Genomic DNA, 19,267 nt, shown 5'->3' on the forward strand with positions numbered 1-19,267 from the left:
GCAATCTCCCACGATGGAAGTCATTCCCGATTCGCGCTGCAACAATCCGGGGACGACATGATCATCATCAACCTCAGCACCGGCTATGCCCGCTCCGTGGGTGCAGATCAGAGCGGACAGGCTCTTCACGACGATGGAACGCACTACTCGCTGATCGAACCGTCGCAGTGCTCGGCCGCACTCAGGCATCCCGCAGACAGCTGTCTCGCAGATCCCAAGCAATGCGTGGACATGCGGCATTCCATGGAAACCACCGCTCTTGAGAATGCATGTGCGGAAGGCGTGCCCTACATGTGCATGGCATTGCCGGAGAAGTACATCGAGCATCTGATCGATACCGGCACCATTGCTCCGCCGGGGGAACTGGCCACCAGAATGCGGGCGACGCTGGAGAGGCAGCTGGCCGCGATGCCGCTGCCCGCCGAGTGCCTGGATCCCGACAGCACTACCTCGGGGCCAGCGTGTCTGGCTCAGCTCGAGGAAGAACCCGAGCTGTTGAGTTCATTCAGGAACGCGATTGTCGCCGCTTCTTTGGGGCTGCATGCAGCCACTGTGGCCACCGCCACCCTTCCCAAGGATCACAGGGAAACGTTGCATGACTTCTGCACGAAGACGCCTGATGGTGCGTTCTGCCACAAAGTTGCCGATCTGCATGCTTCGGCAGGCGACCTTGGACGGGCAACGGAGGCCCTGGAACTGGCATGCACCGGTGGTCGGAGCCTCGACTGCGCATTGCTGGAACCACTTCGGGGACTGGGCCCGGACCTGCAGCCAGCCAAGGGCGTGGAGCTTCCGCAAGGAACGTTCGTCTCTTCGGGCGGCATCATAAGCTCCCTGACCTTCACTGAAGACGGCAGTGTCTCCGCGCCGTTCGGCCAACTGCAGGCCCGGCTGGAAAATGACCGCATCCATCTCAAGCATGCAAGGGTTGGAGAGCTGATCCTCCAGCCGCTGCTCAACGGAGATCTGCTCGGCATCGGGCAGCACGTTGGATTCGACTACTTCAGGGCGACCGAGTAGGAGGGGCTGATGGCCACGTCTCCAAGGGACGGGGCCTTCCGGCGGTGCGTGGCCGTTGCGGTAAAGTACGCGCCATGAACGAATTCGAGCGCGTGCGCGCCTACCTCACCGACCTGCAGGACCGCATCTGTGCGGCGATAGAGGCCGCCGATGGCCAGGCCCGCTTCCAGGAAGACCTGTGGCAGCGTGCCGAGGGCGGTGGTGGGCGCACCCGTGTGCTGCGCGACGGCGTGGTGTTCGAGCAGGCCGGTATCGGCTTTTCCGATGTGTCCGGCAGCCGCCTGCCGCCGTCGGCCTCGGCCAACCGCCCGGAACTGGCCGGCGCCTCCTGGCGCGCCACCGGCGTGTCGCTGGTGTTCCACCCGCTCAACCCCTACGTGCCGACCACCCATGCCAACGTGCGCTTCTTCCAGGCGCAGCGCGACGGTGAAGTGGTGGCCAGCTGGTTCGGCGGCGGCTTCGACCTGACCCCGTTCTATCCGTTCGACGAGGACGTGCAGCACTGGCACCGGGTCGCACGCGATCTGTGCGCGCCGTTCGGCGACGAACGCTATGCCGCGCACAAGCGCTGGTGTGATGAGTACTTCTTCCTGCGCCACCGCAATGAAACACGTGGCGTCGGCGGGCTGTTCTTCGACGACCTGCACGGCGACTTCGAACGCGATTTCGATTACCTGCGGGCGGTCGGTGATGGCTTCCTCGATGCCTACCTGCCGATCGTGCAGCAGCGCAAGGACACCGCCCATGGCGAGCGCGAGCGCGAGTTCCAGCTGTACCGCCGCGGCCGCTATGTGGAGTTCAACCTGGTGTACGACCGCGGCACGCTGTTCGGCCTGCAGAGCGGTGGCCGCAGCGAGAGCATCCTGATGAGCCTGCCGCCGCGGGTGCGCTGGGAATACGGCTTCACCCCGGAAGCGGGCAGCGCCGAGGCGCGCCTGGCCGACTACCTGGTGCCGCGCGACTGGCTCTGAAGTTCCGGTGCCACGGATGACCGTGGCGCCTCCGTTGCCTGTGGTGCGCCCTGCACCGGACAGGCCCTGTTCCACCTCCTTCAAGGACGAACCAATGTCTGCTGCTGTTTTCCTTCGCCCCCGCGCTGCGGGCTGGCGTTCCCTGCTGTTGCTGGCCCTGGTCTCGGCCAGCCTGCCGGCTGCCGCGCAGTCGATGGCCTGTGGCACCTACAAGGACAGCAGCGGCAACACCACGCTGACCCTCGAGAGTGAAGGCCACGGCTCCCTGTCCGGCCCCTACCAGGCCACCGAGAACCTGCGCATCGCCCGCCAGGAGGACGTGCTCGGTACCGGCAACCTGTCCACCGGCCAGCTGGAGAACTGGTACTTCTCGGACAACGACCGCACGATCAGCACGCCCTATCGCGAGTTCACCCGTGAGCGCGCCGCCGCCTGCAAGGCGATGCCAGAGCCCGTCGAAGACGGTTGCGTGATGAACACCTCCGAGTGCCTGGAGGCGCTGCCGGAGGCCGCACCCGTGAAACTGCACGCCTGGTGTGCCGAGGGCGTGGGCGCAGCCTGCATGCGGTTGCTGGAGACCTACCAGGAACACGCCAACGCAGCGGCACCGAAAGTGACGGACCCGCCGATGCCTGAGATCTGCAAGGAGGAATCACCTTCCTTCGACGCCGAAGGCTGCATGGCGGCAGCCAGGAAGGTCGCCTCGCAGATGGCAGGGGAGGCAATGCTGGGCCTGCGGCATTCGGTCGATGCGCCCTTGCCGCCGGTGCAGCTGGATGAGCTGGCGGCACTCTGCCGCGAACAACACGGCGAGACCTTCTGTGAAGCGGCGGCCGAGTCGCTGTGGAGCGGCGGGCGCCTGCAGCAGGCCCGCGAGGCATTGCAGCTGGCCTGCGCACAGCGCGCGGATGCGCCGTCCTGCGGACCGGCCAAGGACCTCGCTGTTGTTGCCGGTGCAACCGCAGCGGCACTCGAACCGATCGCCGCCACCGCCCTGCCCTGCGGCAGCTTTGTCGCCGAACGCAGCGTGCTGTCGCAGCTGCGCTTCCTCGATGGCGGCATCGTGGAAGCCGGTGGCGAGGACGTGCGCCTGCGCGCGAGCCTGCGCGACGGCCAGATCGTCCTGCATCGCGATGTCGGCAGTGACTTCGTTCTGCAGCTGCTGCAGAACGGCAATCTGGTGGGCGTCGACAACGGCAACCGCTTCGCCTACTACGAGCGCAAGGCGACTGCGGGCAACGTCCGCTGCACTCCCTGAGCAGCGTGATGTAGCGCCGAGTCCACGCTCGACTGATGAACCAGCGCAGCCGAGCAGGGGCTCGGCTCTATGTCGTCAGGTGCTCTTCCGGGGGATGATGGTGATGTGCCCGTTGATCTCCAGCAGGGCCAGCTCCACATCCTCCACGCCCAGGCAGCCCTGCTGGCGCATGGCGGCCTCGAAATCCGCACGGGTGACCTGCTCACGGCGCAGAACGGCGTCGAACAGGCGCCCATCGCGCGCGATCACCACCGGTTCGCCCTCGACCAGGCGCTCGATACGGCGGCTGCGGGTGCTCACCCAGCCCACTCCGTAGTTGAGCAGGATCAGCGTCGCCGCCAGCAGCAGGCCGCCGCCCAGCGAGGTGTCGGTGCCCAGCAGCGCGTTCTGCACCGCATTGCCCAGCAGCACCACCAGCAGCACGTCGAACGGGGTGATCTGCCCCAGCGGGCGCTTGCCGCTGAGCCGGACCATGCCCAGCACCACGACATACACCACCACCGCGCGCAGGATGAATTCCCACCACGGCATCGCCAGTGCGAACAGATCGGGCATTGCGGGTTCCCCTGCTGGACAGTGGCCCAGCCTAGCACCTGGGGTCAGATCCCTTTGCCCGGTGGGCAAAGGGATCTGACCCCATGCGAAGTGTTCCGGCGGCACAAATAAAAAGCCCCGCTGACCAGGGGGAGGTCAACGGGGCCGGGGAACGGGCACTTGGGGAGGAGTCCCCGTTCCGAGATCTGCTCCAGGGGATGGGAGAGATCCACAACAGGCGTTGCGCCTGTCGAGAGTTATAGAAGCACTCCGAACACTAACGGTTCGTGAAGGGGCCCAATTTAATGAACCTCGATCAGGGCAACATTCATGATCGAGTCAGAAACCTCTGACGAATGAACGAATTCACGTCGTTTTCGGCCTGAAACACCCTCAGTGCGCTTCGTCCCAGTTGTTGCCGATGCCGGTATCGACCACCAGCGGCACCCGCAGTTTGGCCGCTTGCGACATGCGCTCGACCACCTGCAAACGCAACTCCTCGACGAAACTGCTTTCGGTTTCGAACACCAGTTCATCGTGTACCTGCAGGATCATCCGCGCCGGTGCACCGCTGTCACGCAGCCACTGGTCCACGTCCACCATCGCGCGCTTGATGATATCGGCGGCGGTGCCCTGCATCGGCGCGTTGATCGCAGCACGCTCGGCACCGGCGCGCAGGCCCTGGTTACGTGCATGAATGTCGTTCAGGTACAGTCGGCGGCCGAACAGGGTCTCTACATAGCCCTGGTCGCGGGCCTGCTGGCGCATCCGCTCCATGAAGTCGCGCACGCCCGGGTAGCGGCTGAAGTACAGCGCCACGTAGTCCTGCGCCTGGCCCCGGTCGATGCCCAGGTTGCGGGCCAGGCCGAAGGCGCTCATGCCGTACATCAGGCCAAAGTTGATCGCCTTGGCAGCGCGGCGCTCGTTCGGGGTCACCTCTTCCAGCGCACGCCCGAACACCTCGGCGGCGGTGGCACGGTGGACGTCGGCGCCCTGCTCGAAGGCACGCACCAGGCCCGGGTCCTCGGACAGGTGGGCCATGATCCGCAGCTCGATCTGCGAATAGTCGGCGGCCAGCAGCTGGAAGCCCTCCGGGGCGATGAACGCGCGGCGGATGCGGCGGCCATCTTCGGTGCGGATCGGGATGTTCTGCAGGTTGGGGTCCGACGAGGACAGGCGGCCGGTGGCGGCACCGGACTGGTGGTAGCTGGTGTGCACGCGGCCAGTGTCGGGGTTGACCATCTCCGGCAGCTTGTCGGTGTAGGTGCTGCGCAGCTTGGCCAGGCCGCGGTAGTCGAGGATTACCCGCGGCAGCTCGTGCTGGTCAGCAATCGCCTCCAGTGCCTCTTCATTGGTGCTGGGCTGGCCCTTCGGGGTCTTCACCACCGCCGGCAGCTTCAACTCATCGAACAGCACCGCCTGCAGCTGCTTGGGCGAATCCAGGTTGAAGCTGCGCCCAGCCAGTTCGGTGGCCTTCTGCTGCGCGGCCAGCATGCGCGAGGACAGGTCCTGGCTCTGCCGGCGCAGTTCGTCGGTGTCGATGCGCACGCCGTTGGCTTCGATCGTGGTCAGCACCGGCACCAGCGGCATCTCGATGTCGCGGTACACGCTGTCCAGCGCTGGCTCGGCCAGCAGCTGCGGCTGCAGCGCGTGGTGCAGGCGCAGGGTGATGTCGGCGTCCTCGGCGGCGTAGCGGCTGGCTTCGTCGATGCCCACCTGCGAGAACGGAATCTGCTTGGCGCCCTTGCCGGCCACGTCCTCGAACTTGATGGTGCTGTAGCCCAGGTAGCGCAGGGCCAGCGAATCCATGTCGTGGCGGGTGGCGGTGGAATTGAGCACGAAGCTCTCCAGCATCGTGTCGTCATGGTAGCCCTGTACGTCCACGCCATGGCGGCGCAGCACGTGGAGGTCGTACTTGCCGTGCTGGCCCAGCTTCTTCTTCGCCGGGTCCTGCAGCACCGGGCGCAGGGCATCGAGCACCTGCTGGAGCGGCAGCTGGGCCGGCGCCCCCGGGTAATCGTGGCCGACCGGAATGTAGGCGGCCTTGCCCGGCTCGACCGCCAGGCTGACGCCGACCAGGCGCGCGCGCATCGCGTCCAGCGCATCGGTTTCGGTATCGAAGCTGATCAGCTCGGCCTGCTGCAGGCGCTCCACCCAGGCCTGCAGCTGCCCGGGGGTCGACACCGTCTCGTATTCACCCGGCTCGGACAGCGCAGGATCCAGCGCGCCAGCGGCTGGCACCTCGGCGCTGCCACGGGCGAAGCCGGCGGCGGTGCCGCGCAGGCTCGGGGTGGCTTCGCTGGCCACTGCCGGTGCCGGCAGCGGTGCACCCAGTTCCTTCAGCGCCTGGGTGAAGCCGTAACGCGTATACAGCTCGGTCAGCTCCGGTACGTCCTGCTCGCGCAGGGCCAGCGTGGTCGGGCTGGCGTCCAGCGCCACGTCGGTGCGGATGGTCACCAGCTCGCGGTTCAGCGGCAGCCGTTCCAGTGCAGCGCGCAGGTTCTCGCCGATCTTGCCCTTCATGGTCGGCGCGGCCGCCATCACGCCGTCCAGGTGCTGGTACTCGGCCAGCCACTTGGCGGCGGTCTTCGGCCCGCACTTCTCCACGCCCGGCACGTTGTCGACCGCGTCGCCCATCAGCGCCAGCAGGTCGATGATCTGGTCGGCGCGCACGCCGAACTTCTCCATCACCGCCGCGTCCGAATCCATGCGGCTGCCGGTCATGGTGTTGACCAGCTCGATGCCCGGGCGCACCAGCTGGGCAAAGTCCTTGTCGCCGGTGGAAATGGTCACCTTCAGGTCCTGCGCCAGGCCCTGCAGGGCCAGCGTACCGATCACATCGTCGGCTTCCACGCCGGGAATGCGCAGGATGCTGATGCCCAGCGCCTCGACGATGCGGCACATCGGCTCGACCTGGCTGCGCAGCTCATCGGGCATCGGTGGGCGGTTGGCCTTGTACTGGTCGTACAGGTCGTCACGGAAGGTCTTGCCGGGCGCATCGACCACGAACGCTACGTAGGCCGGGCGCTCCTTCAGCGTCGAGCGCAGCATGTTGACCACGCCGAACAGGGCGCCGGTGGGTTCGCCCTGTGCATTGGACAGGGGCGGCAGCGCGTGGAACGCGCGGTACAGGTAACTGGACCCGTCGATCAGGACTAATCTGCTCATGGGTCGATTCTACGCGCCCGTGCCTGCACCGCGACGACACGGCACACGCGCGGCGATGGGGCATAATCAAGGCTCTATCCAGGCAAAGGCCCCCGCCGATGAAGACCCTGATGCTGGCTTCCCTGCTCCTGCTCGCTGGCTGCGCCAGCATGGGTGGCGCAGGTGCTCCCCCGGTGGACGTCAAGGGCGCCGATGTCTCCAAGCGCACCATGGACAACGGCGATGTCATCGAGGAATACCGCGTGTCCGGCCAGCTGCGCATGGTCAAGGTGACCCCGTCGCGCGGTGCTCCGTTCTACATGTACGACAAGAACGGCGACGGCCGTTTCGACAACGACAAGGACGGCGTCTCGCCGGTGTACTGGAAGCTGTACAGCTGGTGAGGTGACCGGGGCCGGATCCCTTTCCGCAGGAAAGGGCTCTGACCCCATCATGGCAAACGGCACGGCCACCACAAAAAACAACGCCGGCGCGCATCCTGCGGCCGGCGTCGGGTCCCCTCCCCGGGAACGCTTGAATCAGTGGGTGTGGATCAGCGGATGACCAGCACCGGCAGCGTGCTGCGCGCCAGCACTTCCGCGGTCTGGCTGCCCAGCAGCACGCGGGTCACGCCGCGACGGCCATGCGAGGTCATCACGATCAGATCGCTGTTGCGCTCGCCCGCCGTCTCGATGATGCCATCGGCCGCATAGCGGTCCAGCACGTGTATCGGGTTGGCGGTAATGCCCTGCTCGGCCGCCTTGGCCAGCGCGGGCTGAAGGACCTTCTGCGCGCCTTCCTCGCGGTCGGCCTTGTACTCCGGGCTGTTCATGTAGCCCACGCTCCAGCCCATGGCGTCGTACATGCCGACGGCCCACGGCTCGGAAACGGTCACGATATCGACCTCGGCATTGAGGTCCTTGGCCAGCTCCAGGCCCTTGGCCAGGCCTTTGTCGGCCAGCTCGGACCCGTCGGTGGCAATCAGGATGCGCTTGTACATGGTGGGGCTCCGTAGCGATCTGCCAGATGGGAACAACACCATTGCACACCGGATGTGCAGGCTGCGCCTTGAGCAGGATCAATCCGGCGCAGAGCAGCGGCCCGTGCGCATCGCCGGCTTGCGCGCCCGCTTACCCCCAAGCATGCTGGCCAGGCGGTATCGGGCCGCGCCAGGAAAACATGCATGCAGGACAGCAAGCCGACATCACGAAGCCCCCTCAGGATCATCCTTTGGAGCCTCATCGCCGCCTTCGTGCTGTTCTACGGCGGCTATCATCTGGGCAAGGACATGGCGCTGCGTGACAACGCCCGCCAAGCAGCAGGCAAGTAAGTTGCTTCTGTAGAGCCGAGCCCATGCTCGGCTGCGGATGGAGGAGCCGAGCATGGGCTCGGCTCTACATCAGGCCCATGCTCAGGCGATCTGCACCACGCGTGCGTTCTGGCACAGCGGGTAGCTGGCCACGAACCCGGCAATCGCTTCGCGCATCGCTTCGAACGATTCACCATACATGTACAGCGCGGTTTCGGTCGGGCCCTGCCACCAGCTGCAGATCTCGCCCAGGCCGTCGATGTTCTCCGACAGCTGCTCGAACACGTGGTTGGAATCGCACTGCTCGTAGACTTCGTCCGGCAGGGTCAGGCCATCCAGGTAGATGCCCAGTCCCTCGGTCACGCCGAAGCTGCGGTCGGCCTCGCCCGCACCACGCAGCTGCGAACCCTTCGGCGCACCCAGCTGTTCCAGCAGGTCGATCAGCTTCGGCACGCCGCTCGCATCGATCAGCGCCACTTCGATATCGCCGTACTCGACCTCACCCAGATCCGACATCGCGGTGCCGCCACCAGTCAGCTCGCCCACCTGGGCAGCCTGCAGCAGCGCGTCGAGCGGATCCTCGAACAGCTCGTGGCGATGCTCCGGCTGCAGCCGGGCGTTCAACTTCACAGTGACGTGCAGCGTGGGTTCGGTCATGGGGCGTTCCTGGAAGATGTCGCCGCCTATTGTAGAGCTGAGCCCATGCTCGGCTGCTTTTTCCGCCAGAAGCAGCCGAGCATGGGCTCGGCTCTACAACAGCCCGTCAGCGCAGGAACGGCGTCACCTTGCGTTTCAGCAACTCCACCAGCACCGGGTCCATGTAGTCGTAGTCATCCGGGATATCCAGGCAGATCACCCGCTTGCCGTTCAATCAGGCCTTGTAGCGGCTGGACAGCCGGTTGCGGTGGGCGCGTTCCATCACGAACACCAGGTCGGCCCACTGCAGCAGCTCGGGGCTGAGCACTTCCTCGGCGTCGGCCAGCAGCCCGGCCGAGGCGGTCTCGATACCCGGCCAATCGGCAAATACCTGCTCGGCCGTCGGGCTGCGCAGGCGGTTCTGGCTGCAGAGGAAGAGCACGTTGCGGGTCATGCATACTCGCCTTTGTAGAGTCGAGCCATGCTCGGCTGGTTTTCTCCGCCAAAACCACCCGAGCATGGCCGGGCTCTACAGGAGTTCCCGCCCCTCGATGGTGATCAGATCACCGTCAGATTCGCATACGCCATCACCAGCCACTTGCTGCCGGCGTCGGCGAACTCGACCTGGACGCGGGCGTGCGCGCCGCTGCCCTCGTAGTCAGTCACCATGCCTTCGCCGAACTTGGGGTGGGTGACCAGCGCACCGAGCTTGACCGGCGGTGCCTCGATCGAGGCATGGCCCATCACCCGGCTGGCGCCCATCGAGGCCGGCCGCGAGACCTGCACCTTCGGGCGCACTTCGTGCAGCAGCTCGCGCGGAATCTCGCGCAGGAAGCGCGACGGCAGGCTGTAGTTGTCCTGGCCGTGGATGCGGCGCGATTCGGCATAGCTCAGCACCAGCTTCTGGCGCGCGCGGGTGATGCCCACGTAGGCCAGGCGGCGCTCTTCTTCCAGCCGCCCGCTTTCCTCCAGCGAACGTGCGCTGGGGAACAGGCCTTCTTCCAGGCCGGCCAGGAACACCAGCGGGAATTCCAGGCCCTTGGCCGAGTGCAGGGTCATCAGCTGCACGCCGTCCTCGCCCGCCTGCGCCTGGCCCTCACCGGCCTCGAGTGCGGCATAGGCCAGGAACGCGACCAGCTCGTCCATGTCCTCGCCCACTTCCTCGATGTCGTCGGCGCGGCGCACGAAGCGCGACGCCACCGAGACCAGTTCGTCGAGGTTGTCGGTGCGCGATTCCGAGTCCAGCGCGTTGCGGCTTTCCTTGCTCCAGTGCTCGCGCAGCTGCGAGCGGGCCAGCACGTGGTCCACGCGCTCGGCCAGCGTCATGTGCACGGTCTGGGCCTGCAGCTCGTTGACCAGCCCCAGGAAGCCGGCCAGCGCATTGCGCGCGCGTGCGGCCAGCGCGTTGCCCTGGGTGACCAGCATGGTCGCTTCCCACAACGAGATGCCCTGTGCGCGCGCCTCGCGGCGCACTTCGTCCAGCGTGCGGTCGCCGATGCCACGGGTGGGCGTGTTGACCGCGCGCTCGAACGCCGCGTCATCGTTGCGGTTGGACAGCAGGCGCAGGTAGGCCAGCGCGTCCTTGATTTCGGCACGCTCGAAGAAGCGCATGCCGCCGTACACGCGGTACGGCACCTGTTCGCTCAGCAGCGCTTCTTCCAGCGCGCGCGACTGCGCGTTGCTGCGGTAGAGCACGGCCACTTCGGTGTAGCTGCCACCGTCGCGCACCCACTGGCGCGCACGCTCGACGATGTAGCGCGCCTCGTCCATTTCGTTGTAAGCGGCGTACAGGTCGATCGGTTCGCCGTCGCCGCTGTCGGTCCACAGCTGCTTGCCGATGCGGTCGGGGTTGTGCGCGATCACCGCATTGGCGGCACCGAGGATGTTGGCGGTGGAGCGGTAGTTCTGTTCCAGGCGGATGGTCTGCGCCCCCGGGAAATCGCGCAGGAAACCCTGCACGTTCTCGACCTTGGCGCCGCGCCAGCCATAGATGGCCTGGTCATCATCGCCGACCACGAACACGTGGCCTTCATGCCCGGCCAGCACGCGCACGAAGGCGTACTGGATGGCGTTGGTGTCCTGGAATTCGTCCACCAGGATTTCGCGGAAGCGGGCGCGGTAGTGCGACAGCAGCGCCGGGTTGTCACGCAGCAGTTCATGCGCGCGCAGCAGCAGCTCGGCGAAGTCGACCAGGCCGGCGCGGTCGCAGCGCGCCTGGTATTCGATGTAGGCCTGGCGCATGGTTTCCAGCCACGCATCGTGCGGTTCGGGCTGGATGTGCTGCGGGCGGCGGCCTTCGTCCTTCTGCGCGTTGATCCACCACGCGATCTGCTTGGCCGGGTACTTGCCGTCGTCCAGCTCCAGCGCCTGCACCACGCGCTTGACCAGCCGCAGCTGGTCATCCGAATCCATCACCTGGAAGCCTTCGGGCAGCTTGGCGTCCTGCCAGTGCAGGCGCAGCAGGCGGTTGGCCAGGCCGTGGAAGGTACCGATCCACATGCCGCGGCTGCCATTGGGCAGCTGGGCGTCGATGCGGTGGCGCATTTCGCCGGCCGCCTTGTTGGTGAAGGTCACCGCGAAGATGCCGTGGGTCGGCACGCCGTCGACTTCATGCAGCCAGGCGATGCGGTGGGTGAGTACGCGGGTCTTGCCGGAACCGGCACCGGCCAGCACCAGGTGGTGGCCGGGGGGAGCGGAGACGGCTTCGCGCTGGGCCGGGTTCAGGCCATCAAGCAGGTGGGAGACATCCATGCCCCCATTTTACGGCATCGCCGTCGCGGCTCCTGCGACCACTTCGGTGGCAAGCGCCTGCGCCTGCTGACGCAGTTCAGGCACCGCCAGGCTTTCCCACAGGCTGCCGATGCGCAGGCTGCCGAGCACGCCCAGCCGCGCCTGCGGCTGGCCACCGGCGGCGCACAGGCGGTCGCCCGGCACCGTGCTGTCCAGACCCAGCCCATGCGGACCGGGACGGGCCAGTCCATCTGCCTGCAGCTGCTGCAGCAAGGGATTGCGCAACGCGCTGGCGCGGGTCTCCACGCCGGTGGCGTTGATCACGCCGCCGATCGTCCAGTGCTGTTCATTGCCGTTGGCATCGCGGCCAGACAGCCGCAGGGCATCGCCTTCGCGGCCGACGCGTTGCAGGCGGGACCGGTGAATGCGCAGTTGGCCGCTTTCGATCAGCGCCTGCAGCTGTGCGTCGACCTCTTCGGCGATGCGGTGGCGATGCACGTCCCAGTAGCGCACCACATGGCGCAGGAAGCGGCGCTGGTCGGCCGCGTCGAGGCTGCACCACAGTGCCTGCCCGTGCGGACGGATGCGGTCCATCACCCCCTGCCACGGCAGACCATCGGCCTGCGCCTGGCGCGCGAACCCGCGCAACGCGCGCAGGCGCTGGCGCAGGCTCATCGGCAGCAGCGCAGCCGGGTCGAACGAGGGCAGGCCGCCATGCGCATGCGGCAACGGCAGCAGCCCATGGCGCGAGATCACGTGCAGCGGGCCGGTGTGGCCGGCAGCGACCAATGCCAGCACGGTGTCAGCCATGCTCAGGCCGGAGCCGACGATGGCCACGGCCTGCTCACCGGCCAGGGTGCGTATGCCGTCGTAGTCCCAGGCCTCGATCACGTCATCGGCGGGCAGTGCCTCGGCACCGGCTACCGGCAGCGGCCGCATGCTGTTGCCGGTGGCGAGCACTGCCTGTGCGGCGTGCAGCGTCTGGCCATCGCCGAGTGCCAGCTGGTAGCCGTGGTCATCCGGCTGCAGGCCCAGTACCGGCTGCACGATCACCTGCAGCTGTGCCGGGCTGGCCGCGGCGGCCTCCTGCAGGCGCTGCTGCAGGTACGCTGCAAAGTAGTGGCGGCACACGTAACGCTCGCCCAGCACCTCGCGCGCCTCGCCCGGGTAGGCGTTGGCGGCCATCAGGTAGTCGAGGAAATCGCCGGGCTGGTCGGCAAACGCACTCATCTTCGCCGCCGGCACGTTCAGCAGGTGCTCCGGCCACGGCGTGGCATAGGCGATGCCCTGCGCCAGCTGCGAAGCCGGTTCGAAGATGGCCAGCGCCAGCGGCGCCTGGGCCTGGCGCAACACCTGGATCGCCACCAGCACCCCGGCCGCACCACCACCGATGATTGCCAGGTCCAGTTCGCCATTACGCGGTGAATCAGTCATGCGCCGATTGTAGGCCATCGGCGATGACGGGCCGGATTGCCGAAGCGGGCGGTTGCCGCCGTTTCACATCAACGCATCGGCCAGCCGTGCGATGCCTTCGCGGCTGCGCCGCCACGTGGGACGGCTGCGCCACTGCTGCAGGTCCAGCTGCCGCGACTCGCGCAGGTAGCCATCCTCGATCGCGCACAGCTGCTGCACCAGCGCGCGGTCGTAGCAGATCAGGCCGATTTCGGCATTCAGCGCAAACGAGCGGATATCCATGTTGATCGAACCGAGTACGGCGATGTCCTCGTCCACGCTCATGTGCTTGGCATGCAGGAACTGCGGCTCGTACAACGCGATGCGTACGCCACAGCGCAGCAGCTCGTCGTAGTAGGCCTCCTGTGCCCACGAGGTCAGCCGCTGGTTGTTGCTGGCCGACAGGATCAGCTGCACCTCCACGCCGGACAACGCGGCAATGCGCAGCGCGCTCAGCGTGGCCTCGTCGGGCACGAAGTACGGCGTGACCATCACCAGCCGTCGCCGTGCCAGGTGGATCAGCGCCGCCACCGCATCGCGCGCGTTGCTGTACGGGTAGGCCGGGCCACTGGGCAGCAGCTGGGTGGCGATGTCGTCGCTGCACTCGGGCACATCGGCAATCACGTCCAGGCGCTGGCCGGTTTCCATGTACCAGTCGCTGGCGAACACCGCTTCCAGATGCGCCACCGCCGGGCCACGCACGCGCGCCACCAGCTCGCGGTTCGGGTGGCCGGGCACGAACTGCGGGCCGGCCAGGTTCTGCGAACCGACATAGGCCACTTCGTTGTCGATCACCGCGATCTTGCGGTGGTTGCGCAGGTCCATGCGCCCGCTGCGGCGCCAGCGCAGGCCACCGGGCAGCATCGCGCGCACTTCGATGTCGCGCGCTTCCAGGCGGATGCGGTAGGCGCGCAGACCGCGCTTGGCGCCCACCGCATCGAGCAGCACGCGGCACTGCACGCCACGCGCGGCAGCGCGCTGCAATGCCTCGACGATGGCCTCGCCCACCGCATCGTCGAACATCAGGTAGTACAGCAGGTGCACGCGGTCTTCGGCCTGGTCGATGTCGGCGATGAGCGTGTGCAGCGATTCGTCGTAGTCGGTCAGCAGATCGACCGCATTGCCGTGCACCGGCATGAAATCGCCCTGACGCTGCACCAGCGGCACGATCTCGGCGCTGGCGGTGTCCGGCTGCGGGGTCCAGCGCAGGCGGTGCTGCAGCGCCTGTTCCTCGCGGATCACCTGCGAGGCTTCGGCCTGGCGGCGGATGCGCTCGCGCGACAGCCACGGGTGGCCGAACAGCAGGTACAGCGGCAGGCCCAGCAGCGGCACGAAGCCGACCAGCAGCAGCCAGCTGCGCGCCGCCCCCGGCGTGGTGCGGGTGGGAATCCAGCACAGCGCGACCAGCCGGATCAGCCAGTCGATCAGCAGCAGATACGAACCCAGCAACCACTCGAACAGCATCGCGTCGCCCGTCGGGAGGTGATGGGCCATTCTGCCCAGCAGGGTGTGTAGAGTCGAGCCGCGCTGGACGGCCTTGAACCAGCGTGTCGACCAAGGTCGACACCTACCAGGCGCGGGGACAGCGCGCCGACCCACGGTCGGAACCCACAGGCACCCACCACGGGAACATCGGGCATGAAAAAACCCGCCACATGGGCGGGTTTCTTCGCGGGGATCAGCAATCCGTGCGGATTACTTGATCTTGCCTTCCTTGTACAGGACGTGCTTGCGCACGACCGGATCGTACTTCAGGAATTCCATCTTCCCCGGGGTGTTCTTCTTGTTCTTGTCGGTCGTGTAGAAGTGGCCGGTACCGGCCGAGGAAATCATACGGACCTTATCGCGCTTGCCTGCCATGATGCTTTACTCCTCAGACCTTTTCGCCGCGCGCACGCAGCTCAGCCAGAACGGAATCAATGCCGTTCTTGTCGATGGTGCGCAGTGCATGCGCGGAAACACGAAGCTTGACCCAGCGGTTCTCGCTGGCCACCCAGAAACGGCGCTCGTGCAGATTCGGCAGGAAACGACGACGGGTCTTGTTGTTGGCGTGCGAGACGTTGTTACCCGTCTGCACTCGCTTGCCGGAAACCTGGCATACGCGGGACATTGCGCACCTCGATAGTAGTAGTTGTCAGCCCGTAGCCCGGGAGACGGCGGCCTCGATGGTTGCCCACCACACGTCAAGAGAATCAAAGGGTTACGCTGGCGTTGGGCGGCCGGGGACGTGCTCCCGGGGGCGCCGCCCGGTAGAAAACCGGACACAGCGAGCCGCGCATTATGCACGGGCTCAAGCACTTGCGCAAGTTACCCACAGGCTGCGGCTGAACACGGCGGCGGGAGCCCTTGTAGAGCCGAGCCCACGCTCGGCTCTGGCATTCCGGGACACAGCAGCCGAGCATGGGCTCAGCTCTACAACAACGACCGGGCCGGTTCAGCGCAGGTGCGGGATGACCTGGGCCAGCAGATGGGCGTCCTTCAGCGCGCCGTGCAGGCCGCGCGTCCCTGGAATGCGCAGGCGCTGCAGCACATCGTCCAACTTGTTGCCCTGGCCGGGCCAACGCCCGCGCGCCAGCTTCAGGCTGCAGGTGATGCGGCAGTGCTGGGCCAGCGTGGCGGGAATGCCGGCCAGGCGCAGCTCATTGTCGAGGAAACCCACATCGAACGTGGCGTTGTGCGCGACCATCTCGCTGCCGCGCAGGAATTCCAGCAGTTCGGCGGCCTTGCTGGCGAACAGCGGCTTGTCCACCAGCATCGCATCGCTGATGCCATGCACGCGCTGTGCGCCCCAGTCGACCCTGCGCTGCGGTTGCAGGTAGGTGTGGAACTGGCGCCCGGTGAGCTGGCCGTCGATCAGTTCGACGGCACCGATTTCGATCACCCGGTGCCCCAGGCGGTGGGAGATGCCGGTGGTTTCGGTATCCAGTGCAACGATGCGGCTCATGCGTGGCGATGTTTCCTGTTACGTGCGGTGGTGATTTTCGCACGCGACCGATGCACTCACCCCAGCGCTTCCACCACCCAATCAATGAACACCCGCAACCGCTGGCTCATGTGCCGGTTCGGCGGGAACATCACGTGCATCGGCATCGACGGCAGTTGCCAGTCCTCCAGTAGCGGCAGCAACTCGCCGCGCACCACGTGCGGTTCGGCCATGTAGCTGGGCAGCGCCACCACGCCGAGTCCGGCCAACGCAGCGGCCAGATAGGCGTTTCCGTCATCGAAGCCGACCGTATAGCGGCCCTGCACCTCAACGCGTTCATCGCCGCGCTGCGCGCTGAACACCCGCGCCCGGCCACTGCGCGGGCTGAGAAAGCCGACCATGTGGTGATCGGGCCCTTGCAGCGCGCGCGGATCGGTCGGCAGGCCGAAACGCTGCACATACCCGGGGCTGGCGTGGAAACCGATCGGCAGCGCCGCCAGCGGTCGCGCCACCAGTGCCGGGTCGGTCGGGGTGCCACCCCGGATCACACAGTCGACGTTGTCGGCGATGACATCGACTTCGCGGTCGCTCACGCCGACGTCCAGCTGGATCTCCGGGTAGCGCGCCTGGAACTCCGGCAGCGCCGGCACCAGCCGTAGTCGCGCGTAGGGTCCGGGCACATCCACCCGCAGGCGGCCGCGCGGCTGGCTGACTGCGTCGCCCAGCCCGCCCTCCACCTCTTCCAGCTCGGCCAGCAGGCGGGCGATGCGCGGGTAGTAGGCCGCGCCGTCGGCGGTGACGCTGACCCGGCGCGTGGTGCGGTTGAGCAGGCGCAGCCGCAGGTGTGCCTCCAGCTGCTGCACCAGCTGGGTGACCGTGGTGCGGCTGATCTGCAGCGTGTGCGCCGCACGGGTGAAGCTGCCGGTTTCCACCACCCGGGCAAACGCCCGCATCGCCTCGAAGCGGTCCATCGAACTGCCATGATTGTTTGGAATTGACAATCAATCTAGGCCGATCATCGCGGTTTATCCAGACAGCGCTGGCGCGGAGGATGGCGTTCTCTCCCACGGGATCTTCCCCATGTCACAGCGTGATGTCGTTTTCCCCACCGGCCGCCAGGCCCTGTACGCGCACAACCGCTACTCGCCGGCGATCCGATCCAACGGTTTCCTGTTCGTCTCCGGCCAGGTCGGCAGCCGCGAGGACGGCTCGCCCGAACCGGACTTCGAAACCCAGGTGCGCCGCGCCTTCGAGAATCTCAATGCGGTGTTGGCTGCTGCGGGCTGCACGTTCGATGACGTGATCGACGTGACCGTGTTCCTGGTCGATCCAGAGAAGAACTTCGAGAAGGCCTGGGCGATCGTGCCGGAGTATTGGGGCGAGGCGCCGCACCCGACCCTGACCGGTATCGGCGTGACCTGGCTGTATGGGTTCCAGTTCGAGATCAAGGTGATCGCGAAGCTGCCGTGACCTTCGCTGTAGAGCCGAGCCCATGCTCGGCTGTTTCGGGCAATCCGGTGCCCACGGGGCAGCCGAGCGTGGGCTCGGCTCTACAGGGCACGCCCGCCCGGCACGTCGTAGAATATCGGCCCCGCCGCTCGTCCCCGCCCTGCCGACATGTCCGATTCCGCCCTGCTCGCCCTGTCCCCGCTCGATGGCCGTTACGCCGGCAAGGTCGACGCCCTGCGCCCGATCTTCTCCGAATACGGCCTGATCAAGGCCCGCATCGTGGTCGAGGTGGAATGGCTGCTGGCCCTGGCCACCGAACCGGGCATCGTCGAGCTGGCGCCGTTCTCCGACGCCGCCATCGCCCGCCTGCGCGCCCTGGCCGCCAACTTCAGCCCGGCCCAGGCCGCGCGCGTGAAGGAGATCGAGCGCACCACCAACCATGACGTCAAGGCGGTGGAGTACTTCATCAAGGAACAGCTAAAGGACGACGCCGAGCTGGCACCGGCGCTGGAATTCGTGCACTTCGCCTGCACCAGCGAAGACATCAACAACCTCAGCTACGGCCTGATGCTGGAACAGGCCCGCCGCGAGGTGCTGCTGCCGACCCTGGACGGCATTGCCACCACCCTGCGCACCCTGGCCCACGCCCAGGCCGGCCAGCCGATGCTGTCGCGCACCCACGGCCAGACCGCCTCGCCGACCACCCTGGGCAAGGAGCTGGCCAACGTGGTCGCCCGTCTGGAGCGCCAGCGCAGGCAGATCGCCGCAGTCGAGCTGACCGGCAAGATCAACGGCGCGGTCGGCAACTACAACGCCCACATCGCCAGCTACCCGGACGTGGACTGGCCGGCCTTCGCCGAGCGCTTCGTGACCGGCCTGGGCCTGGTGTTCAATCCGTACACCACGCAGATCGAGCCGCACGACAACGTCGCCGAGATCGGCGATGCCGCGCGCCGCGCCAACATCATCCTGATCGACCTGGCCCGCGACATCTGGGGCTACATCTCACTGGGCTACTTCAAGCAGCGCCTGAAGGAAGGCGAAGTCGGCTCGTCGACGATGCCGCACAAGGTCAATCCGATCGATTTCGAGAATGCCGAAGGCAACTTCGGCATCGCCAATGCGCTGTTCGAGCACTTCAGCGCGAAGCTGCCGATCAGCCGCTGGCAGCGTGACCTGACCGATTCCACCGTGCTGCGCGCACTGGGCACCGCGTTCGGCCACAGCCAGGTGGCGCTGGATTCGCTGGCCAAGGGCCTGGGCAAGCTGGAAGTGAACCCGCAGCGCCTGGACGCCGATCTGGATGCGGCCTGGGAAGTGCTGGCCGAAGCCGTGCAGACGGTGATGCGCCGCCACGGCCTGCCGAACCCGTACGAGCAGCTGAAGGCGCTGACCCGTGGCCAGGGCATCACGGCCGAGTCGATGCGTGCGTTCGTGCAGGGGCTGGAGCTGCCGGCGGAGGCGAAGCAACGACTGCTGGAGATGACCCCGGGCAGCTACACCGGCCTGGCCGAGTCGCTGGCGAAGAAGATCTAAAGGGTTTCCTTTGCGGCGGCGGCCGCGGGCGCTGCCTGCGGCAGGCAACTGCAACGGCAACGTCAAAGGCGGCTCTGGGTTATTGCCTCGCTTGGCGGGGCGGGTTGGCTTCGCGGGACACGCCGTAAACCCATCCCTGGGGGCTCGATGGCGCCATCCATGGCGCCAACGGTCCCGCGAACCCAACCCGCCCCACCTCTGACAGATTCCCGGTGACGGATGAGTAGATCCACGCCATGCGTGGATGACGTTATCGGGGCGGAATTGAGAGGGACGCGGCTTCGCCGCGTCCCTCCTTGTTT

18 protein-coding genes and 1 pseudogene are annotated in these 19,267 nt (G+C 66.8%); 7 read left to right on the top strand and 12 right to left on the bottom strand.

Translation table 11 applies throughout. The features are described from left to right. Positions 1–57 precede the first annotated feature (57 nt). The 3 genes from QRO91_RS06630 (at position 58) to QRO91_RS06640 (ending at position 3,249) form a co-directional block, all read left to right on the top strand. Entirely contained in the window at positions 58–1,020 is a 963-nt protein-coding gene (locus QRO91_RS06630; protein ID WP_152906608.1) for a hypothetical protein, read from the top strand. Positions 1,021–1,094: 74 nt separating this feature from the next. Then, on the top strand, positions 1,095–1,991 hold the full coding sequence (gene hemF, locus QRO91_RS06635) for an oxygen-dependent coproporphyrinogen oxidase (RefSeq protein ID WP_100443723.1): 897 nt from the start codon (positions 1,095–1,097) through the stop codon (positions 1,989–1,991). 94 nt (positions 1,992–2,085) lie between these two features. After that, positions 2,086–3,249, top strand: coding sequence for a hypothetical protein (locus tag QRO91_RS06640; RefSeq protein WP_049427258.1), 1,164 nt, complete (start codon positions 2,086–2,088; stop codon positions 3,247–3,249). Between the two features lie 75 nt (positions 3,250–3,324). Here QRO91_RS06640 and QRO91_RS06645 read toward each other — a convergent pair whose 3' ends face one another. Continuing rightward, positions 3,325–3,804 (bottom strand): DUF421 domain-containing protein, encoded by a 480-nt coding sequence (locus tag QRO91_RS06645; protein ID WP_032129193.1) that lies wholly within the window; start codon positions 3,802–3,804, stop codon positions 3,325–3,327. Positions 3,805–4,176: 372 nt separating this feature from the next. Beyond that, positions 4,177–6,951, bottom strand: coding sequence for a DNA polymerase I (gene polA / locus QRO91_RS06650; protein ID WP_049427257.1), 2,775 nt, complete (start codon positions 6,949–6,951; stop codon positions 4,177–4,179). Positions 6,952–7,049: 98 nt separating this feature from the next. Here polA and QRO91_RS06655 point away from each other — a divergent pair, with 98 nt between their 5' ends. Next, complete coding sequence (locus QRO91_RS06655; RefSeq protein ID WP_005411628.1) at positions 7,050–7,334, top strand: DUF2782 domain-containing protein; 285 nt, start codon at positions 7,050–7,052, stop codon at positions 7,332–7,334. A 149-nt stretch (positions 7,335–7,483) separates the two neighbouring features. Here QRO91_RS06655 and QRO91_RS06660 read toward each other — a convergent pair whose 3' ends face one another. Continuing rightward, entirely contained in the window at positions 7,484–7,930 is a 447-nt protein-coding gene (locus QRO91_RS06660) for a universal stress protein (protein ID WP_049427255.1), read from the bottom strand. Between the two features lie 183 nt (positions 7,931–8,113). Between QRO91_RS06660 and QRO91_RS06665 the strand changes: the two genes are divergently transcribed. After that, positions 8,114–8,260 (top strand): hypothetical protein, encoded by a 147-nt coding sequence (locus QRO91_RS06665; protein WP_180849133.1) that lies wholly within the window; start codon positions 8,114–8,116, stop codon positions 8,258–8,260. An 81-nt stretch (positions 8,261–8,341) separates the two neighbouring features. Here the strand turns inward: QRO91_RS06665 and QRO91_RS06670 are convergent, their stop codons facing one another. The 9 genes and pseudogenes from QRO91_RS06670 to QRO91_RS06710 all read right to left on the bottom strand — a co-directional run bounded on the left by QRO91_RS06670 (position 8,342) and on the right by QRO91_RS06710 (position 16,951). Continuing rightward, the gene (locus QRO91_RS06670) at positions 8,342–8,896 is read right to left on the bottom strand and encodes a hypothetical protein (protein ID WP_197632592.1); all 555 of its coding nucleotides are present in this window, start codon (positions 8,894–8,896) and stop codon (positions 8,342–8,344) included. A gap of 106 nt (positions 8,897–9,002) precedes the next feature. Then, positions 9,003–9,329: pseudogene (locus tag QRO91_RS06675) on the bottom strand (low molecular weight protein tyrosine phosphatase family protein). A 104-nt stretch (positions 9,330–9,433) separates the two neighbouring features. Next, complete coding sequence (gene uvrD, locus QRO91_RS06680; RefSeq protein ID WP_049427252.1) at positions 9,434–11,626, bottom strand: DNA helicase II; 2,193 nt, start codon at positions 11,624–11,626, stop codon at positions 9,434–9,436. Between the two features lie 9 nt (positions 11,627–11,635). Further along, positions 11,636–13,057, bottom strand: a complete 1,422-nt coding sequence (locus QRO91_RS06685) for an FAD/NAD(P)-binding protein (protein WP_049427249.1) — start codon at positions 13,055–13,057, stop codon at positions 11,636–11,638. Between the two features lie 45 nt (positions 13,058–13,102). Continuing rightward, complete coding sequence (gene cls / locus QRO91_RS06690) at positions 13,103–14,521, bottom strand: cardiolipin synthase (RefSeq protein WP_049427247.1); 1,419 nt, start codon at positions 14,519–14,521, stop codon at positions 13,103–13,105. Between the two features lie 231 nt (positions 14,522–14,752). Next, a complete protein-coding gene (rpmG, locus tag QRO91_RS06695; protein WP_169411268.1) occupies positions 14,753–14,920 on the bottom strand; it encodes a 50S ribosomal protein L33 in 168 nt (55 codons plus the stop codon). A gap of 10 nt (positions 14,921–14,930) precedes the next feature. Beyond that, on the bottom strand, positions 14,931–15,167 hold the full coding sequence (gene rpmB, locus QRO91_RS06700; protein ID WP_005411638.1) for a 50S ribosomal protein L28: 237 nt from the start codon (positions 15,165–15,167) through the stop codon (positions 14,931–14,933). 324 nt (positions 15,168–15,491) lie between these two features. Continuing rightward, positions 15,492–16,001 (bottom strand): DNA polymerase III subunit epsilon, encoded by a 510-nt coding sequence (gene dnaQ / locus QRO91_RS06705; protein ID WP_197650674.1) that lies wholly within the window; start codon positions 15,999–16,001, stop codon positions 15,492–15,494. 56 nt (positions 16,002–16,057) lie between these two features. Continuing rightward, complete coding sequence (locus QRO91_RS06710; RefSeq protein ID WP_197650675.1) at positions 16,058–16,951, bottom strand: LysR family transcriptional regulator; 894 nt, start codon at positions 16,949–16,951, stop codon at positions 16,058–16,060. Positions 16,952–17,060: 109 nt separating this feature from the next. On the opposite strand from QRO91_RS06710, the gene QRO91_RS06715 reads away from it, so the two are divergent. After that, the gene (locus QRO91_RS06715) at positions 17,061–17,450 is read left to right on the top strand and encodes a RidA family protein (RefSeq protein ID WP_049427243.1); all 390 of its coding nucleotides are present in this window, start codon (positions 17,061–17,063) and stop codon (positions 17,448–17,450) included. A 147-nt stretch (positions 17,451–17,597) separates the two neighbouring features. Then, positions 17,598–18,965: an adenylosuccinate lyase gene (gene purB, locus QRO91_RS06720; protein WP_049428323.1), complete on the top strand. Its 1,368-nt coding sequence runs from the start codon at positions 17,598–17,600 to the stop codon at positions 18,963–18,965. Positions 18,966–19,267 lie beyond the last annotated feature (302 nt).

It is taken from the genome of Stenotrophomonas maltophilia group sp. Smal32 (assembly GCF_030237085.1).
GTDB lineage: Bacteria > Pseudomonadota > Gammaproteobacteria > Xanthomonadales > Xanthomonadaceae > Stenotrophomonas > Stenotrophomonas maltophilia_Q.

Coding starts and splice junctions, on each gene's coding strand:
- QRO91_RS06660 (WP_049427255.1), bottom strand. CDS start 7,930: ATGTACAAGCGCATCCTGATTGCCACCGACGGGTCCGAGCTGGCCGAC.
- hemF (WP_100443723.1), top strand. CDS start 1,095: ATGAACGAATTCGAGCGCGTGCGCGCCTACCTCACCGACCTGCAGGAC.
- QRO91_RS06640 (WP_049427258.1), top strand. CDS start 2,086: ATGTCTGCTGCTGTTTTCCTTCGCCCCCGCGCTGCGGGCTGGCGTTCC.
- purB (WP_049428323.1), top strand. CDS start 17,598: ATGTCCGATTCCGCCCTGCTCGCCCTGTCCCCGCTCGATGGCCGTTAC.
- dnaQ (WP_197650674.1), bottom strand. CDS start 16,001: ATGAGCCGCATCGTTGCACTGGATACCGAAACCACCGGCATCTCCCAC.
- rpmB (WP_005411638.1), bottom strand. CDS start 15,167: ATGTCCCGCGTATGCCAGGTTTCCGGCAAGCGAGTGCAGACGGGTAAC.
- QRO91_RS06715 (WP_049427243.1), top strand. CDS start 17,061: ATGTCACAGCGTGATGTCGTTTTCCCCACCGGCCGCCAGGCCCTGTAC.
- QRO91_RS06645 (WP_032129193.1), bottom strand. CDS start 3,804: ATGCCCGATCTGTTCGCACTGGCGATGCCGTGGTGGGAATTCATCCTG.
- QRO91_RS06685 (WP_049427249.1), bottom strand. CDS start 13,057: ATGGCCTACAATCGGCGCATGACTGATTCACCGCGTAATGGCGAACTG.
- cls (WP_049427247.1), bottom strand. CDS start 14,521: ATGCTGTTCGAGTGGTTGCTGGGTTCGTATCTGCTGCTGATCGACTGG.
- QRO91_RS06670 (WP_197632592.1), bottom strand. CDS start 8,896: ATGACCGAACCCACGCTGCACGTCACTGTGAAGTTGAACGCCCGGCTG.
- QRO91_RS06665 (WP_180849133.1), top strand. CDS start 8,114: ATGCAGGACAGCAAGCCGACATCACGAAGCCCCCTCAGGATCATCCTT.
- QRO91_RS06655 (WP_005411628.1), top strand. CDS start 7,050: ATGAAGACCCTGATGCTGGCTTCCCTGCTCCTGCTCGCTGGCTGCGCC.
- polA (WP_049427257.1), bottom strand. CDS start 6,951: ATGAGCAGATTAGTCCTGATCGACGGGTCCAGTTACCTGTACCGCGCG.
- uvrD (WP_049427252.1), bottom strand. CDS start 11,626: ATGGATGTCTCCCACCTGCTTGATGGCCTGAACCCGGCCCAGCGCGAA.
- QRO91_RS06630 (WP_152906608.1), top strand. CDS start 58: ATGATCATCATCAACCTCAGCACCGGCTATGCCCGCTCCGTGGGTGCA.
- QRO91_RS06710 (WP_197650675.1), bottom strand. CDS start 16,951: ATGGACCGCTTCGAGGCGATGCGGGCGTTTGCCCGGGTGGTGGAAACC.